10 protein-coding genes and 1 tRNA gene are annotated in these 18063 nt (G+C 65.5%); 5 read left to right on the top strand and 6 right to left on the bottom strand.

Annotated features, from left to right (window positions below; translation table 11 throughout):
• Positions 1-12: 12 nt before the first annotated feature.
• Positions 13-5640 carry an InlB B-repeat-containing protein gene (locus WDB66_RS01075; protein ID WP_339396573.1) on the bottom strand — a complete coding sequence of 1876 codons (5628 nt, stop codon included), beginning with the start codon at positions 5638-5640 and terminating at the stop codon, positions 13-15.
• A gap of 304 nt (positions 5641-5944) precedes the next feature.
• Between WDB66_RS01075 and WDB66_RS01070 the strand changes: the two genes are divergently transcribed.
• The 4 genes from WDB66_RS01070 to WDB66_RS01055 all read left to right on the top strand — a co-directional run bounded on the left by WDB66_RS01070 (position 5945) and on the right by WDB66_RS01055 (position 11765).
• Positions 5945-6475 (top strand): GspH/FimT family pseudopilin, encoded by a 531-nt coding sequence (locus WDB66_RS01070; RefSeq protein ID WP_339396572.1) that lies wholly within the window; start codon positions 5945-5947, stop codon positions 6473-6475.
• A 44-nt stretch (positions 6476-6519) separates the two neighbouring features.
• Positions 6520-6596 (top strand) — tRNA-Asn (locus WDB66_RS01065).
• A 163-nt stretch (positions 6597-6759) separates the two neighbouring features.
• Positions 6760-8103, top strand: a complete 1344-nt coding sequence (locus WDB66_RS01060; protein WP_339396571.1) for a formimidoylglutamate deiminase — start codon at positions 6760-6762, stop codon at positions 8101-8103.
• Between the two features lie 278 nt (positions 8104-8381).
• A complete protein-coding gene (locus WDB66_RS01055; protein ID WP_339396570.1) occupies positions 8382-11765 on the top strand; it encodes a lamin tail domain-containing protein in 3384 nt (1127 codons plus the stop codon).
• Positions 11766-12173: 408 nt separating this feature from the next.
• Here the strand turns inward: WDB66_RS01055 and ilvN are convergent, their stop codons facing one another.
• Positions 12174-12719: an acetolactate synthase small subunit gene (ilvN, locus tag WDB66_RS01050; protein WP_339396569.1), complete on the bottom strand. Its 546-nt coding sequence runs from the start codon at positions 12717-12719 to the stop codon at positions 12174-12176.
• A gap of 81 nt (positions 12720-12800) precedes the next feature.
• Complete coding sequence (locus WDB66_RS01045) at positions 12801-14558, bottom strand: acetolactate synthase 3 large subunit (RefSeq protein WP_339396568.1); 1758 nt, start codon at positions 14556-14558, stop codon at positions 12801-12803.
• A 359-nt stretch (positions 14559-14917) separates the two neighbouring features.
• Between WDB66_RS01045 and WDB66_RS01040 the strand changes: the two genes are divergently transcribed.
• Positions 14918-15385: a VOC family protein gene (locus tag WDB66_RS01040; protein WP_339396567.1), complete on the top strand. Its 468-nt coding sequence runs from the start codon at positions 14918-14920 to the stop codon at positions 15383-15385.
• Here WDB66_RS01040 and WDB66_RS01035 read toward each other — a convergent pair.
• The 3 genes from WDB66_RS01035 to bamJ all read right to left on the bottom strand — a co-directional run bounded on the left by WDB66_RS01035 (position 15361) and on the right by bamJ (position 18038).
• The gene (locus tag WDB66_RS01035; protein WP_339396566.1) at positions 15361-15909 is read right to left on the bottom strand and encodes a hypothetical protein; all 549 of its coding nucleotides are present in this window, start codon (positions 15907-15909) and stop codon (positions 15361-15363) included. The genes WDB66_RS01040 and WDB66_RS01035 overlap by 25 nt on opposite strands.
• Complete coding sequence (locus tag WDB66_RS01030; RefSeq protein WP_339396565.1) at positions 15906-17180, bottom strand: dicarboxylate/amino acid:cation symporter; 1275 nt, start codon at positions 17178-17180, stop codon at positions 15906-15908. The genes WDB66_RS01035 and WDB66_RS01030 overlap by 4 nt, the downstream gene beginning before the upstream one ends.
• A gap of 150 nt (positions 17181-17330) precedes the next feature.
• Entirely contained in the window at positions 17331-18038 is a 708-nt protein-coding gene (gene bamJ / locus WDB66_RS01025; RefSeq protein ID WP_339396564.1) for a BamJ family beta-barrel-assembly machinery protein, read from the bottom strand.
• Positions 18039-18063 lie beyond the last annotated feature (25 nt).

Genomic DNA, 18063 nt, shown 5'->3' with positions numbered 1-18063 from the left:
TTGCTGCAAAGATCAGTCTTCGAAACCGTCGCTGAAGATACCCACATCGGCGAAATGCACGATCACGGTGCAGTCGGCCGTCACCGGGGCCGTGATGAACGTGTCGTCCGCCAGGCTGCCGCCGCAGCTACCCGCCACGCTGTGGATCACCTGCCCTGTCGCCGGCGTCAGGATGAAGCTGATGGCGTTGCCATCCTCCACCTGCTGCGCGGTATCGGGAGAGATCGTTCCGCTTCCGGCAGCTACCGACGGGGTGACGGTATGGATGCTGCGCGTAAACGTCGCCGTCACCGAGCGCGGACCATCCACATCCGCCAGTTCACAGCTTGCGCCGGAGCAGTCACCGGACCAGCCGGCGACGCTGTAGCCCGCTGCCGGTGTCGCACCGCAAGTAGCATCACCACCATGCGGCACCGGATTCGGGGTGCACGTCGCGTTGCCACCTTCAGCAGGCAACACATTGACCGTGATCGCATGGGTGTCGATCGCGAAGTTCGCCACCACATCGCAGGGCGCGGTGATCGGGGCGGTGGTGTAGACATGGGTACCGGCATCGAACGAGCCGCCGCAACCGGTGATCTCGTCGACATGCCAGCCAGCCGCCGCTGTCACGGTGAACAGTGCAGTCTGGCCATCGATCACGAGCTGGGTGCCAAGCGGGTCAATGTCACCAAGCCCGGCACCAACGCTGGATGTGACCTCGTGCTTCACCACCGCTTCCGGCGCGAAGGCCACGCCGCGATATGCGGTGCGGGTGGTGGCCGTCGTCAGCACCGCCGGGGTGCCATTGTTGGCCGCGTTGTAACCCGCCGTATCGACCAGCTTGACCAGTTCGCCACCGCCGTTGCCACCGGTACCGCCCCTGCGCGTGGCGAACAGCGTGACCACGCCATCCTCCACACGCCCGGTCAGGCCACGGTATGCATCGGCGGCAACGCCGATCGCAGGCATGTTCTGGGTCCACACGCCGTCCACCTTCGAGAACTTGCCCAGCGCGTTGCCGTTGTCCTGTGCCACGTAGAGCGTATCCAGGCCCGGCTCGTCCTCGGACAGGTCGGCGAAGAAGTAGCCATAGATGCCACCGCCGCTGATGCTCAGCACAGCCGACGCCGCCTGCGCTCCACTGGTAGGCAGGCCGCTGCCGATCGCGTTGATGGCGCTGGCGCCAGAGACGTACAACTGGCCGTCGAAAATCTGCGCCACGCGCCCGTTGACGCTGCCGTTGAGCTCCGTACTGGTGCTGTCGCCATGATTGGCATAGCGGGTGAAGCTGTTGCCCGCCACCCACAGCGCATCACCATCAGTGCTGGCGACCGTGCGCGGTGCACCCGAAGTCTGGTCGGTCAGCGTGGTACGCGTATCCACGCCGGCATCGGCGCCGACCCGGAACACCACACGCGCGCCTCCCGGCGCAGAACCGCCGAGCGTCTGGTCATAGCAGCCGCCGACCAGATAGGCGCGATCGGTACTGCGGGTGAACATGCCTTCCGCCGAGGAGGTGCCGTTCGCCACGCAACGCATGTTGTCGCCATCGGCAACGGTAGGCAGCGGGATGCTCTGCACCACGGCCCCGCTGTTCGCATCGATTTCATCGAGGAAGACGCGGGTGGCGTTGCCGGCCAGGGTTCCCGAGCCGTCGCCCACGCGGTACACCACGATGTTGCCGGGCGTGAAGCCGGAGACCGGCAGCGGCGCGAATTCAGCGCTGACGCTGATGTCCGCAGCCACCCCGGTATCGGTGCGCGGATTGGCCAAGCTGCTGTCGCTCCACTGGACGAAGCTGTAGCCGGCATCCGGCAGCGCCGTGACCGGCGTGCTATTGCCGCCATGGTTGACGCTCTGCGGGCTGTTGCCGGAAACCGATCCGCCCACACCTGCCGTGTAGGTCAGGGTGTAGGTCTGGATGGCGGCCGAGCAACTGGCATCGGCACCACCGGCGAAACCGGCGCAGGTCCAGCTCCACGGGCCGTCACCGGATACGGCACCGGCATTGCCGACCGAACACAGATCCGTGACCGGTGCCGAGGTGAAGGTGCCACCGTGCGCGGGGCCGCAGACGCCATCGACCGGATCCTGAACGAAGCTGGCGGTGATGGCGCAGGCGCCGGTGATTCCGGCGGCGGCCCAGGTGCCGTTGCCGTTGTCGAGTGGTGAACAGGTGCTGCCGGAAAGACTGCCCAGCGACCAGCCCGCATCCGCCGCATAGGTACCGCTGGCGGTGCCGCCATGAACCACGAGCTGGCTGCCCGGGCCGATCGAGCCACCACTACCGGCTACGGAAGCGGTCACCGGATGGCTGATGTGCACGAAGTTCGCCGTGACCGTGCGCGGGCCGTCCACATTGGCCAGCTCACAGCTGCCGCCAGAGCAGTCACCCGTCCAGCCGGAGAGACTGTAACCCGCCGCCGCGGTTGCGATGCAACTGGCATTGCCGCCGTCCGGCACCGGATTCGGCACGCAGGACGCACTGCCGCTGCCAGCCGGGTCCGTATTCACGGTGATCGTATGGGTCACCGGCGCGGCGTTGACCGTCAGTTCCACCGGCACCGCCAGCAGCGGATTCAGCGGGTCGTCACTGGCGATACACAGATTGGCCGCATAGGTGCCGGGCGACATGCCGGAGGAATCGAAGCCAACCGTGACACCCGTGCTCTCTGATGCCGGAGTCATTCCCGAATCCGGATCGATATCGAGCCACGGCACATCGGCCAGCGCGGTACAGCCGTCGACGAAGGTCTCGCCGCTGCCACGTACCATCCAGTTTCCAGCAAGGTCAGGACCAGCCGCGTCTATCAGAGTCCAGGTGGTTGGAGGCAATGTCGGCGGCGTGGGTGCCGTCGGGGTGCTCCACCAGCCCACCCAGGAACGCTGCTGTGTGGTCGTCTGGTCCATTGCTGCCGGGAAATACGGAACTCCCGGAGCCTTCTGCGCCACCACCCCGATCAACACATCACCCGGCCCGTGCAATTCGATCGGGTTCGGCAAGGCGTAGGTATTCCACGCTCCGAGCGCGCCAACCGTCACCGGCACCGTGCCCAGCAGGTTGGCACCGATTGCAGGGTTGCTGTTGCCGCTGGTGTTCTCGTAGATGGCCAGAAGCAGGCTGTCACCGACGGTCGCACCCTGTGCGTTGCCGTCGAAATACACCTGGATCTCATTCAACGTGAACGGATAATCGCCGGCAGCCGGAGTAAAGCGGTTGAGATAGATGAACTGGGAGGCGCCACCAATACCGATGTTGGTTTCGACCAAACCGTCATCCAGGATCAGCGGAACCGTCGCCATTGGCGCATCGACACCCGCAAGGCCCAGCGCGATGGGGCGGCTGGTGGGGGCTTCTTCGATGCTCCAGTTCAGATCCGCAGTGCCAGTGTTGGCGATGGTCAGGGTCTGGCTGGTGGTGGTGTCGGCGTCCTGGCTGGCAGCAAGGCTGGCCGGGGTCACGTCGATTTCAGGCGTGCCGAGTCCGGGAACCACCACCGCACTGCCCGTCTTGTTCCAACAGAAATCCACCAGGGTTGCAGGGAAGCCGGTAGGCGCCGTGGTCAGCAAGTGGGCATAGCCGTAGCAGATGCCCGATACCGGCGCATCCGGAATCGACGCACAGTTGAAGCGGAAACCAAGATAGCCGTCGGCACCTGCCGCCCATGCGGTCGGGCCGGGGTTGTTGTTGGTGGACCAGATCGATGCCGGGCCAACCACATCACCGGCTTGCAACACCCGGAATTCCGATGACGTGGGCCCGGTCGACACACCGGCCACATCCGGTGCACCCGTATTCCACCAGAATGTCAGCTGCACACCGTTGTTATAGGGATTGAAGTGGTAACCCGCGACGTCCGCGTTCTGGATATCGCCGGTGATCCAGTTGACCGAGGTACCGTCGATGCTGTTGCTGATCGAATGGTTGATCGGACCGGAACACACCAGGTCACCGCCCGCACTGCTTTCCACGAAATTGGCCACGACCGTGCAATCGGCGGTGACCGGAGCAGTCTGGAAGCTGTTGCCGCTCAGCGTGCCACCGCAGCTGCCGCCCACCGTGCCGATCGCATAGCCCAGGGCCGGGGTCAGGGTGAAACCGACCGTGTTGTTCTCGAGCACCGATTGTGGCGTCGCCGGCGAAATCACGCCGCTGCCGCTGCCGATGGAAGGCGTGACGGTATGGCTGGTGCTGCCGGTCAGGGCGCTGACTGCCGCGTCAAGCTGGATGCGCGGCTTGGTCACAGTGCCGCCGGAGCGCTGATCCGTGATCGAGACTCCGGTGGTGATGAATGCGTTGAGGATTTCGGCCACCGATGCCGATGGCTTGGCCTGCTTCATCACCGCCCAGGCGCCGGCCACATGGGGCGTCGCCATCGAAGTACCGCCGTACGAGGCATAGCTGCCGCCGGGGATGGAGGAGGAAATGCTCGAACCCGGCGCGAACAGGTCCATGATCGAAGCTACATCGGAGAAGCTCGACACCGCATCGGTCTTGGTCGTGGAAGAGACCGCCACCGAGGTGGAGATGCAGGCCGGCGAACCGATCTGGGTTCTGCTGCTGCCGTTGCCGGTGGCGATGACGGTGGCGATGCCGTTGCTGCGCAAATTGTCGATCGCAGCTTTGGTGCCGCTGTTGCTACCGTCGCAATAAGTGCTGTAACCGCCCCCACCCAGACTCATATTGGCCGAGGCAATCTGGTGCTGGGCACGCAAGGTGCTGTTGAGGTAATCCAGCGCCGCGATCTGGTCCGAGGTGTAGCTCATCACGCAGGGTGGCGAGTAGGGGCTGCAATCCGATGCGCCGTTGAAGCGGGTGAACACCTGCATGCCGATGATGCCGGCATTGGGCGCCACGCCCTTGCGGGTAGCGCTATAGCCGGCGGAAATGCCGGCCACATGGGTGCCGTGGTCACACAACTGGCTGCCACCGGAGAGGCAGGCGCTGGTGTTGGCATTGGCAGCACCGGCACCGAACTGGCTGCTGCTTCCATTCGGGCACAGGCTGACCTTGCCACCGGCACCGCCGGCGTTGGAGAAGCAGACTTCCGCCACGATGCGCGAGTTGTTGGCTGCATCGTGGAAGAACGCATGATTGATGTCGATGCCGGTATCCAGGATTGCCACAGCCCAGCCGCTGCCATCGAAGCCTGCCGTCCAGGCATTGTTGCCACCGATCAGCGGCACGCTCTGCTGCAGCGATGGGAACGCCAGCGCATCTTCGCTGATGTGCGCCACCTGGGCCGATCGGCTCAACAGCTTCAGCCCCGCCTCATCCACACGCAGTGCCACGGCCGGAACGGTCTCGTACTCACGATTGACGCGGGCATCGGTGCCGGCCAGGCCAGCAATGACCTGGCTCCGTGCTTGGGCGATGGCAGTGCGCTGCTGCTGCGCATCGGCAAGGGAAACACTCCCTTCCGCGCGGAAACTGGTGCCCAGGTTCAGGGTCACGATGACATTGACCTGACCTTCCTGCCGGGCGCGGCTGAGCAAGGCGTCGAGCCCGGCACGCTCCAAAACTGCCGCGCCGGTTTTCTGAGCTGCTACGGCTTCACCGGCAGGAATCACATGGAGTTTCTGGGGCTGCGCCGACGCAGCCAGACCGCACAGCAACAACAACCCCGTGGCCAAAGACCACGATCGGAAAAATCGCATGGTGCCCCCTCAACAATGCATTGGAATGGCGCGCGGGCCTGTAGCACCCCTGGCCCGGCTGGAATCGCCTGGACGCACCGCTCCCTGATGCTCCCAGACCGCCGGATTCTATACGAATCTACGCCACCACCCCTCGCGTGGACGGACCGACAGCGCATGCCCCGGTTTGCCCGATGATGCCGTCCTGGGAATTTTCCTAGCGCGAAATGGTGAAACCTGCCCAGGCCATGTCCCGTCGCACTCCGATGGGCCGCCCCCGACGCCAGCGCCACGATGGCAGCACCTTCCCACCGGAGTCGCCGTCATGTCCCGCCGCACCCTCGGATTCACCCTGATCGAACTGCTGATGACCCTGGCCGTGCTGGCCATCCTGCTGGCCGTGGCCGCGCCGTCGATGGCCGCGCTGAAGGCCCGGAATGCAGCCACCGGCACCCACAACCTGCTGATGTCCAGTTTCGCCACTGCGCGCGTGCATGCGGTGAGCCAGCGCCGGCTGACCACGATCTGCCCCGGCACCGAGGCCGGCGGTTGCCGCAGTGACGGCGTCTGGGACGAAGGCTGGATCATCTTCGTGGACCGCAACGACAATGGTCGGCTGGATGCCGGGGATACGCTGGTCCGTGCAGAAAACCCGATCCCGCCTGGTCTTCAGGCGCACAGCGGCAGCGGCCGACCGCGCGCCACGTTCCGCCCCACCGGCCTTGCCGGCGGCACCAACCTGACCCTGCGCATCTGTGCCGATGGCAGCGTGCAATCGGCGCTGATCCTGAGCAATACAGGGCGCGCGCGCAGCGCCACCTCGCGCGAACTGGCCACGATGAACGCCTGCATCTGACACCTGCTTGACCTGCCCCCGCGAGTGGTTAAAATAGGCGGCTCGCCCGAATAGCTCAGCCGGTTAGAGCACTTGACTGTTAATCAGGGGGTCGTTGGTTCGAGTCCAACTTCGGGCGCCACATTCGGAAAGGGCCGGCAGCAATGCCGGCCCTTTTTCGTTGCCTCGCATCCATGCAGCGCCCCACCCGGCCGGCGCAGCCGCCAGCGCAACGTGATGGCGAAAACCTGCTTCAGGGCGTTTTTTGTCCACCAATCCGGCCGGTGTCGGCTATCGTCCCACGCATGAATCCTTCATCCGCCTACCGTTTCCCGAGCCCCTCCGGCTGGCAAACCGCCCGCATCCAGACCGCAACCGATGGCCGCATCGGCGTGCTGCTGCCGGATCCGGATGCCCGCGGCTTTGCGCTGCCCGGCATCCCGAACACCCATTCACATGCCTTCCAGCGCGCAATGGCCGGCCTGGCCGAACACCAGACCGATCCGGCCGACAGCTTCTGGACCTGGCGCGAGCTGATGTACCGCTTCGCCCGCCGGCTGGATCCCGATGCGCTGTACGCCGTGGCGATGCAGCTCTACGCGGAAATGCTGGAAACCGGCTACACCGCCGTCTGCGAGTTCCACTACCTGCACCACCAGCCCAACGGCCACCCATACGACGACCCGGCCGCGATGTCGCGCGCCCTGATCGCGGCCGCCGCCGATACCGGCATCCGTCTGACCCTGCTGCCGGTGCTGTACATGAGCGCCGGTTTCGACGGGCGCGAACTGGAACCGCGCCAGCGCCGCTTCGGCCATACGCTGGACGCCTTCCTGTCACTGCTTTCCACGCTGCGGCAGGAGGAAAGCCCGATGCTGCGCGTCGGCATCGCGCTGCACAGCCTGCGCGCCGTGCCCGAAGCCGCCCTGTCCGAGCTGATGCAGGCCATCGGCGACGACCCGGCGCCGATCCACATCCACATCGCCGAGCAGACCGCCGAAGTCGAGCAATGCCTGGCCGCACGCGGCGCGCGACCGGTGCAGTGGCTGCTCGACCATGCACCGGTCGATGCGCGCTGGAGTCTGGTGCACGCCACCCATCTGGATGAACGCGAAATCGCCGGCATCGCCGCCCGTGGCGCCACCGTCGCACTGTGCCCGACCACCGAAGCCAACCTCGGCGACGGCCTGTTCCCGCTGCGCGAGTTTCTTGATGCCGGCGGCGCCATCTCGATCGGCAGCGACTCGCACATCTCGGTATCGCCGGTGGAAGAACTGCGCTGGCTCGAATACGGCCAGCGCCTGCGCGCGCAACGCCGCAACATCAGCGCCAGTCCGGCCCAGCCTTCCACCGGCGCCGCCCTGTTGCACGCCGTCTGGCACGGCGGCGCACGCAGTGCCGGCATGGCGCTGGGTGCCCTGGCCGAACAGCACGCCGCCGACTGGATCACGCTCGACCGCCACGCCCCGGCGCTGGCCGCCGCCAGCGATGCCGACCTCATGGACCGTTTCGTGTTCGCCGGCAACCGCAACCTGATCGACGAAGTCCACGTTGGCGGCAACCGTGTGGTGGAAGGGGGCCAACACCCCCACGCCGACGCGATCGCACGGCGTTATGCCGCAGTGCTGGCGGAGCTACTTGCGGATTGAAGCCCTCAAAACGGCCGATCTTGTCCTCGCCGGCCGTGATATCCCCCACTAGTAGGCCGCCCCAGCCGTAAGCGCCACACTCCGCCAAACGGTGGCGCCAACCCACCGTGGGCACACGAAAGCGTCACATGATGGTGTTAGGCTCAGCGCCGCTGTTGACTGCGGCAAGCGATACCAGCCACGCCGCCAGATCAAGCAAGGCTCACATCCATGTCGGGGTACATTCCATGCGAATTTCAAGAACGGCGCGGCTCAGGGCTGCGATGACGGGGCTGTTGATGCTTTCCGCGCTTGGCGCGGGCACAGCATCGGCGCAGGTGGTAATCAGCCAGGTGTATGGCGGCGGCGGCAACAGTGGCGCCACCTACAAGCAGAAGTACATCGAGCTTTACAACCAGGGCGATGCGGCGATCGACCTCGACGGTACGTCGCTGCAGTACGCATCGGCCACAGGCACCAACTGGTCCGGACGCGCCAATCTCAGTGGTTCGATCCCGGCCAACAGCTATTTTCTGGTGCAGGTGGGTGCCGGCACCAACGGTATCGATATCCCGGTCAGCGCCGACCTCACCGTGAACCTCTCCCCCGGTGCCACCAACGGCAATATCGCGTTGGTCGACGGCACCACCAGCCTGACCTGCCAGACCACCGCTTGCCAGCACGATCCGATGGTGCTCGATCTGGTCGGCTTCGGTACCGGCGCCGCGCATGAAGGCACCGGCCCGGCGCCAGCGCCGGCCGCCAGCGCATCCATCTACCGCGCCGATGACGGCTGCACCGACACCGACGACAACGCTGCGGACTTCACCCGCGTGGATGCGCCGGACTTTGCCCCGCGCAACGCCAGCTCGCCGGCACCCGACTGCGGCACCGGCACGGAGCCTGTGGGTGCGAAGGTGGTGATCAGCCAGTCCTACGGTGGCGGTGGCAACTCCGGTGCCACCTACACCCATGACTTCGTCGAAATCTTCAACAGCGGCGATGCCCCAGCCGACCTCACCAACTGGACGGTGCAGTATGCCAGCGCAGCCGGCGGCACCTGGCAGACGACAGAGTTGTCCGGCACCTTGCAACCCGGTCAGTACTACCTGATCCAACAGGCGGCGGGTAACGGCGGCACCACCCCACTGCCGACGCCGGATGCGACCGGCAGCATCGCCATGGCCGGGAGCAATGGCAAGGTGGCCCTGGTCAGCGCCACCACGACACTGACCGGGACCTGTCCGACCGATCCTTCGATCCAGGATCTGCTCGGAATCAGTTCCACTGCAAGTTGTTATGAGGGCGCCGGCCCCGCTCCCGCCATCTCCAATACGACAGCCGCCCTGCGCGCCGATGCCGGCTGCACCGACACCGACGACAACGCCGCCGATTTCACCGCAGAAGCACCGGCGCCGCGCAACAGCGCCAGCCCGCTGAACCCGTGTGCCGGCGCACCCGAGCCGACCGCGCCGGTGGTGTCGTTCGACAGCGCCGAGGTCACGGTGGCCGAAGGCAATGATCCGGACGCACCCAACACGCTGACCTTCACCGTCAACTACGCGCCGGCCATCGCCAGCGGCGAGGAAATCTCGTTCCAGGTTGCTTACAGCGGTGACACGGGCCGTTACACCTGTGGTGGCAGCGCCTGCACCACGACGACGGTGACGCTGGACGACGGCGACGCCAGCCCGTACCTGATCGAAGTCCAGACCATGCCGGATACCACGGCCAACGGCGATGCCACCGTCACCGTCACGCTGAGCGGCTTCACCGGCACCGACAGCAGCCAACCGGCGGAGATCTCCAAGTCCGGCAGCATCATCGACGATGACCATGCGATTTACGAGATCCACGAGATCCAGGGCACCGGCCTGCGTTCGCCGTTTGCGCCGGCCAGTGGCGACGGCTTGGGCGATCTGGTCAGCACGCAGAACAACGTGGTGACCGCGATCGCCAGCAACGGCTTCTTCATCCAGACCCCGGACGAGCGTGCCGGCGCGGCACCGGCCGAGGCTTCGACCGGCGTGTTCGTGTTCACCGGTACGGCTCCGAGCGGCGTTGCCATCGGCGACCTGGTGGATGTCAGCGGCCAGGTGCAGGAGTTTTACGACTGGACCCAGATCACCAACTCCAGCTTCACCGTGACCGGCACCGGCACCCTGCCAACCCCGGTCACGCTGGATGAAACCCGCCCCTCGCCGGACCCGGACAACCTGAGCTGTCCGCTCACGCAAACCAATTTCGAGTGTTTCGAGAACATGCGCGTCAGCGTGGCCGCCGGTGTTACCGTCACCGGCAACCAGACCTTCGGCAGCGATCACTTCGGCGAGGCTTACGTCACCGCCAGTGGTCTGCGTGCACGACGCGAGAAGGGCCTGCTGCCGTCGGTGGTGTCGCCGGTCACCGGCCTGCCGGTGTGGGACGGCAACCCGGAAGTGTTCGAGCTGGATGCCGATGGCGCCGGTGCGATGCCGGTTGACACCGAGATCTTCGGCGGCGACATGTTCGAAGCCGTCGGCGTGATCGCCTACCAGTTCGGCAACTACGCGCTGCGCCCGACCAGCATCACCCTGGTCAGCTCCGACCAGCCGCGCCCGGTGCCGGCTGCGGAAAACAGCGACGAGTTGCGCATCGGCTCGCTCAACGTACTGAACCTGTGCGCGCCGAATTGCAGCCCGCGCATGGCACGTGTCACCGAGTACATCGGCGTGGTGCTGGACCTGCCGGACGTGATCGCGATCCAGGAATTCGGCGATGTGGGCAGCGACCTGGCCGATCTGCTGAATGCCGAATACAACACCAGCTACGTCACCCATGAAGGCATCGCCAACACCGTGCCGCCGGCAACGCCTTCGCCCACCGCGATCCGCAATGCCTTCCTGGTGAACACCGCACGGGTCAGCGTGGATGCAGTACGCGATCTGGACGTGACCCTGACCCTGGACGATTGCAGCGGCACCCCGCCCTGCGTGCTGCACGATCGGCCGCCGCAGTTGCTGGAAGCCACGTTCAACGGTGAGAAGTTCGCGGTGCTCAACAACCACACCCGCTCGTTGATCGGCATCAGTGACGGCCCGCGTGTGCCCTCCAAGCGTTTCGCCCAGGCGCAGTCCATCGCGCAGCTGGTGCAGCGTTTCCAGCAGGGTCTGGAGCTGGAAGGCGCCAACCCGGCCCCCACCGACACCGCTGGCGTGCCGCTGATCCTGGTCGGCGACTACAACGCCTTCGAAGTCACCGACGGCTATGCCGACGTGGTCGGCCTGATCGCCGGCACCTACGACAACGCCGAGAACCAGTACACCCTGCCGGACGACGGCAACGGCGGCACCGCCAACATCACGGTTCCGCCGCTGCGCAATCTGGTGCTGGATGTGGATGAACAGGACCGCTACTCGTACACCTTCGCCGAGAACCTGGGCGAGATCCTGGGCGAAGCCCCGCGCACCGTCGGCTCGGTGCAGGTGCTCGACCATGGCCTGGTCAACGATGCCGCACAGATCTGGTGTCCGGAACTGGTCTACGGCCGTGGCAACGCCGACGCACCGGCGCGCCACCGCAACAACGGCACCGGCCTGATCGGCAGCTCCGACCACGATGGTTTCATCGTGCGTCTGTACACTGACCGCGACGGCCAGTGTGCACCTGATCCGCACATCTTCTCGGATGGATTCGAGGACTGATCCAAAGATCGAACCGGGCCAACCCATCGGCCCATGAAACGAAAAACCCCCGCTTCGGCGGGGGTTTTTTGTGGCTGGCGTGCAGCTCATCCGTGAGGTGCAGACTGACGATGACCTCCCGGCGTCGTCACAAGGAAGCAACGCATGTAGGTCGGCTCAAGCCGCCAAGCGGCGGAGCCGACATCGCCACCGTGAAACGGACAATGACCTCCGGACACTGCCCTTGCTGCGCTCGCACCATGCCTTACATGCAGAGCGCAACCAGCTGCGCTCGCAGCATCACATTCGACAACACCCCAGGCTACGCTCTTGCAGATGATGGCCGGCACCCATCACACGGAAAGCCCCATCGCGCCCATCTGCGATGTGCGCCCCTACACTGCGGCGGGTTGGGAGGTTGGACAGTAATCAGGTCGCACCATCACCACGCGCAATCGCGACCACGCCGGTGCGGCTCATTTCGACCATCCCCAGCGGGATCATCAGGTCCACGAAGGCGTCGATCTTGACCGGCGTGCCGGTCAACTCGAAGGTGAAGCTGGTGTGGGTGATGTCGATGACGCGGGCGCGGAACACGTCGGACAGGCGCAGCATTTCTGCACGCTGCTCACCCGTGCCCGACACCTTCACCAGCGCCATCTCGCGCTCCACGCCGGACTTGTCGGCGCTCAGGTCAACGACACGGTGCACCGGCACCAGACGCCCGAGCTGGGCCTTGATCTGCTCGATGATGCGCGGTGTGCCGGAAGTGACGATGGTGATGCGCGAGGTGTGCTTCTGGTGGTCGGTCTCGCCCACGGTCAGCGATTCGATGTTGTAGCCGCGCCCGGAAAACAGCCCCACCACGCGCGCCAGCGCGCCGGCTTCGTTGTCGACCACCACCGACAGCGTGGTGCGCACCGCCTGCGGCACGTCATCGGTGAGGAAATAGGCGGAAGCGGGTTGGTTGCTCATGGGGCATCCCCTGTGTGGCAGGTTGTGGCGATAAAAAAGAAACCCGCTCTCCCCCACGCGTGGGGAGAGGGAGAAAAAGCGTCACACCATCATCCTGCCCGCCTCGGTCACTTCGGCCTCGGCTGCATCGGGCAGGATCATTTCGAAATGCGCCGCGCCCGACGGAATCATCGGCAGGCAGTTTTCGGCCTTGTCGACCCGGCAATCCACGATCACCGGACCGTCGTATTCGATCATTTCGCGGATCGCCTCATCCAGTTCCGCCGGTGACGACACCCGGATGCCCCTGCCGCCGTAGGCTTCGGCCAGCTTGACGAAATCCGGCAGCGCTTCGGAATACGAATGCGCGTAGCGCCCGCCGTGCAGCAGCTGCTGCCACTGGCGCACCATGCCCATGTACTCGTTGTTGAGGATGAAAATCTTGATCGGCAGCCGGTACTGCACTGCGGTGGACAGCTCCTGCAGCGTCATCTGCGCACTGGCCTCGCCGGCGATGTCGATGACCAGCGCATCCGGATGCGCCACCTGCACGCCAACCGCAGCCGGGATGCCGTAACCCATCGTGCCCAGACCGCCGGAGGTCATCCAGTGGTTGGGTTCGTCGAAATGGAAATGTTGAGCCGCCCACATCTGGTGCTGGCCGACTTCGGTGGTGATAAAGGTGTCCCGCCCGCGCGTGAGTGCGTAAAGCCGTTCGATCGCGTACTGTGGCTTGATGACATCATCGGAATGCGCATACGCGAGGCATCGACGCGCACGCCAGACATCGATCTGCGCCCACCAGCCATCGCGCGCACTGCGATCAATTTCCCCGGCCCGCGCCGCAACGCCGGCCAGCAAGGCTTCCAGCACCACCGCGCAGTCGCCCACGATCGGCACCTCAACCGGCACCACCTTGTTGATCGAAGACGGATCGATATCGACATGGATCTTGCGCGAGCCGGGCGAGAACGCATCCAGCCGGCCGGTGCAGCGGTCATCGAAACGCGCGCCCAGGTTGATCATCACATCGCAGCGGTTCATTGCCAGATTGGCCTGATACGTGCCGTGCATGCCGAGCATGCCCAGCCACTGCGGATCGCTGGCCGGGAACGCACCCAGCCCCATCAGCGTGGAGGTCACCGGAAAACCGGTCAGCGCCGCCAGTTCACGCAATAGTTCCGTGGCGCGCGGGCCGGCGTTGATGATGCCGCCGCCGGTATAGAACACCGGGCGCTTGGCCGAAACGATCAGTTCCACCGCCTGCGCGATGCGCGCCGGGTCGCCTTCGGTCTGCGGCTGGTAGGTCGGGTGCACCAGATCGGCCTGCGGGCCGGTGTAGACACCACGCTTGAACTGCACATCCTTGGGAATATCCACCACCACCGGCCCGGGGCGGCCACTGGTGGCGATATGGAAAGCGTCGTGCAGCACACCAGCCAACTCATCCACGTTGCGCACGAGGAAATTGTGTTTGGTGCAGGCGCGGGTGATGCCGACGGTATCGCATTCCTGAAAGGCATCGGTACCGATCAGATGCGTCGGCACCTGCCCGGTGATGCACACCAGCGGGATCGAATCCATCATCGCGTCGGCCAGCCCGGTGACGGCATTGGTCGCGCCGGGACCGGAGGTGACCAGCAGCACGCCGACCTTGCCGGTGGAGCGCGCATAGCCTTCAGCGGCGTGCGCCGCGCCCTGCTCGTGCCGCACAAGAATGTGCTGGATGACGTCCTGCTGGAACAGCGCATCGTAGATCGGCAATACCGCCCCGCCGGGGTAGCCGAAAATGTGCTGCACGCCTTGATCCTGCAAGGCGCGAACGACGATTTCGGCACCGGTCGGTTGTTGCTCGGACATCGTGGATTCCCCCGGAACTGGCAGCGGCAGAATGATTGCCGCACTGCACAAAACGGTTTGGATAATACATCGCCACAGCTGCGTCAACCCTGGCGCTGTGCGCAGCGCAGGCAGATCACCCAAGTCCCTGTGAAATCAGGCTACTGGCGACGCCGCCCGGAAGCCGTGACCACCCCGGCCATCCGGGTTTCCGCCTCCGCAGCGGCGCTGCGCGGGAGCCAATGCGTGTACCGGTCGACGAACGCCTACTTCCGACAGACCAGCGGCGGAGCAATTGCATCCGGGCCGACATAGATCAAATGAACGGGAGCTGAGCCTGCCTATGCTGAAGCCACTTGTCGCTTTCCGGAGATGCAGCCATGGCCACATCCACCCCGCCGCGCGGCCGCCTGATCGACCACATCATGCTGGTGGTGCGCGATCTTGCCGCCAGCCGCAATTTCTACGAAGCCGTGCTCGGCTCGCTCGGCATTCCGCTGGGCGGCGAGGGCGACGACTGCTTCTGGGCCGAGGAATTGTTCGTCTGCCGCGAAGGCTCGACCGCCGCGCTCGGCCATCCGGGCGGGCCGCACCATCTGGCTTTCCGCGCCGGCCAGCGCGAACAGGTCGACAACGTGCATGCCATCGCGCTGGTGCACGGTGGTCGCGACATCGGTGCGCCGGGCGAACATCCGCAGCACGCCGAGCATTACGCCGGCTTCGTGCTGGACCCGGACGGCAACCACATCGAAATCGTCTGCCACGGCCCCACGCTGAGGCGACTGCTGGCCCGCGGCATCGGCGCACAGGACATGCGCGGGATTCACTCGATGCCGACGCGGCCCTGACCGTCGATCTGCTCGAACACGAAGCGGTAGATCAGGCTCACCGGCTGCGGCACTTCCAGGGTGCCGTCAAAACCGCAGGCGCTGTCTGGCGGCGTGCCTTCCGGGAAGATGCAGCGGAACGCCGGCTCGAAGCGCCAGCCCATCGCGGCCTGTGCAGCAGCGGCGTGGAAGGCGCTTTCGATGTCCATGCCGACGGCACAGTCCGGGCCCTGGTCGACCGGTTCGGTGTCTCTCACCGCACCATGTTCGTCGATCGACAACCGCAGACAGACGCTGCGCGGCGCCAGGCGCAAGGCCAGCAGATCGGCCGGATAATCAGGCAAAGCGTTGTCGAAATCCGGCAAGGGCGGCTGGAAGCTCTCGTTGTCGGCCAGCACCAGACGCATCTCCGCCGGCACCGCCGCATCCACTTCCGTAACACCGACACGTCCGGCGCGCGGGTCTTCCGGCGATGGCCGCGTGGGCGCGCACGCGGCCAGCAACAAAGCGGCCGACACCGCCAGCGTAACGATGCGCGACTTCATGCCTGGACTTCCTCCGCCTCATCGATGCCCACGCTGTGCGGCGCGTTGTAGGCGTCGCGGTCGAGCAGGCCTTCACTGCGCGCTACCAGCACCGGCACCAGCATCTGGCCGGTGACATTGGTCATGGTGCGCATCATGTCCAGCACCCGGTCGATCGCGACCAGATAACCCAGCCCTTCCAGCGGCAGGCCGGCCGCGCCCAGCACCACGGTCGCCATCACGATGGCGGTGCCCGGCACCCCAGCGGTGCCGAAACTGCCCAGCACCGAAGCCAGAAGGATCGCGAAATACTGCGCCAGGCTCAGCTCGATGCCGAAATACTGCGCGATGAACACCGAGGCGATGGCCGGGTAGATCGCGCCGCAGCCATCCATTTTCACGCTGGCGCCCAGCGGCACCGCGAAGGCCGCATAGTCGCGGTCCACGCCCATATTGCCGACACAACGCAGCGCCACCGGCATCGATGCGAAGCTCGATGAACTGACGAACGCCACCTGCATGCCCGGCGCCGCGCCACGGAAAAAGCGCAGCGGATTCAGCCCGTGCGCCAGCAGCAAGCCGCCGTAGACCAGCACGATGTGCAGCGCACAGGCCAGATACAGCGCGATGACGAAATTGCCCAGCGGCAGCAGCCGCTCAAAACCGTAGCTGCCCACCAGCGCGGCGATCAGGCCGAAGGTGCCCAGCGGTGTCATTTCCAGCACCCAGCGCGTGATCTGTATCATCACCCCGCTGGCCTCGCCGGCCAGCGCGCGCAGCCGCTCCGCCTTGTGCCCGATCTTCACCAGTGCCGCACCGATCAGCGCGGCGAAAAACAGCACCTGCAGGATGCGCCCTTCGGCCAGTGCGCCGAAGGGATTGGCCGGCACCACGTCCAGCAGCACCTGTACCGGGCCGGGCACCTGACGCGGCGCGTAGCTTTCCGACGCGACTAGGTTTTCCACACCTTCGCCCGGATCCAGCAGCAGCGCCACGCCCAGCCCAATGCCGACCGCACACACCGCCGTCAGCGCGAACCACAGGAAAGTCTTGCCGCCGAGCGTGGCGATGCTCTTCTGCCCGTGCAGGCGGCCAACCGCATCGATCACCGCGAAGAACACCAGCGGCACCGCGATCATCCGGATCAGCGTGATGTAGAGCGTGCCCAGCGGCTGGAACCAGCGCGCCGCCGGTTCGCCCATCAGCCAGCCCACCAGCGCACCGAGCACGAACGCGCCCATCACGCGCTGCCAGAACGGAATCCGGAACCACCACGCCACCGACCGCCCCATGGCTGCCTGTCCTACAAGAAAAGGAAACGAACGATACCGCATCGACGCGGCCCATCGCAGGCAAGCCAGCCCCACAAATCCCTTCCGTCCGCGCAACAAAAAGGCCGGCGATTGCGCGCCGGCCTTTTCGGTATTGCCGCGTGTGCAGGCTTACTGCTTGACGATTTCCAGCAGCTCCACCTCGAACTTCAGCGTCGAGTTCGGGCCGATCGGGCCGGGGGTGCCGCGGTCGCCGTAGGCCAGTTCGGACGGAATCCACAGGGTGTACTTGCTGCCCACCGGCATCAGCTGCAGGGCTTCGGTCCAGCCCGGGATCACCGCGTTCAGCGCGAACGTGGCCGGCTGGCCGCGATCCACCGAGCTGTCGAACTTGGTGCCGTCCAGCAGGGTGCCAGTGTAATGCACGCTGACGGTGTCAGTGGCGGCGGGCTTGGCGCCCTTGCCTTCGGTGACGACCTGGTACTGCAGGCCCGAGGCCGTGGTCTTCACCCCGGACTTGTTCTTGTTGGCAGCCAGGAATGCTTCGCCTTCCTGCTTGTTCTTCGTGGCTGCCGCCTGCTGCTCGGCCGCATGCTTGGCCTGCAGGCGCTCGGCGAAGGCCTGCTGCACGGCGCCGGCCTCTTCCTGCGAGAGCAGCGGCTCATCGCCCTTGAGCGAGGTTTCGATGGCCTGGAACACGGTCGACAGGTCGATTTCGTCCTTGATCTGCTGCAGCGATCCACCGATCTGCATGCCGACCAGGTAGCTGGCCTTGTCGCGTTCGGTTTCGAGCTTGTCCTTGGAAATGGCGGCGCCGGACACGCCCATGGCGGCGATTGCGGCGGCGGCAAGCAGCGTGTGACGCAGGGAAAGATTCATCTAAGACTCCAGAAGGGAAGCAGAA

Source organism: Denitratimonas organivorans, from assembly GCF_037478135.1.
Classification (GTDB): Bacteria; Pseudomonadota; Gammaproteobacteria; order Xanthomonadales; family Xanthomonadaceae; genus Denitratimonas.
Note: the sequence above shows the minus strand (reverse complement) of the source record. Positions and strands in the feature narration are given on the sequence as shown.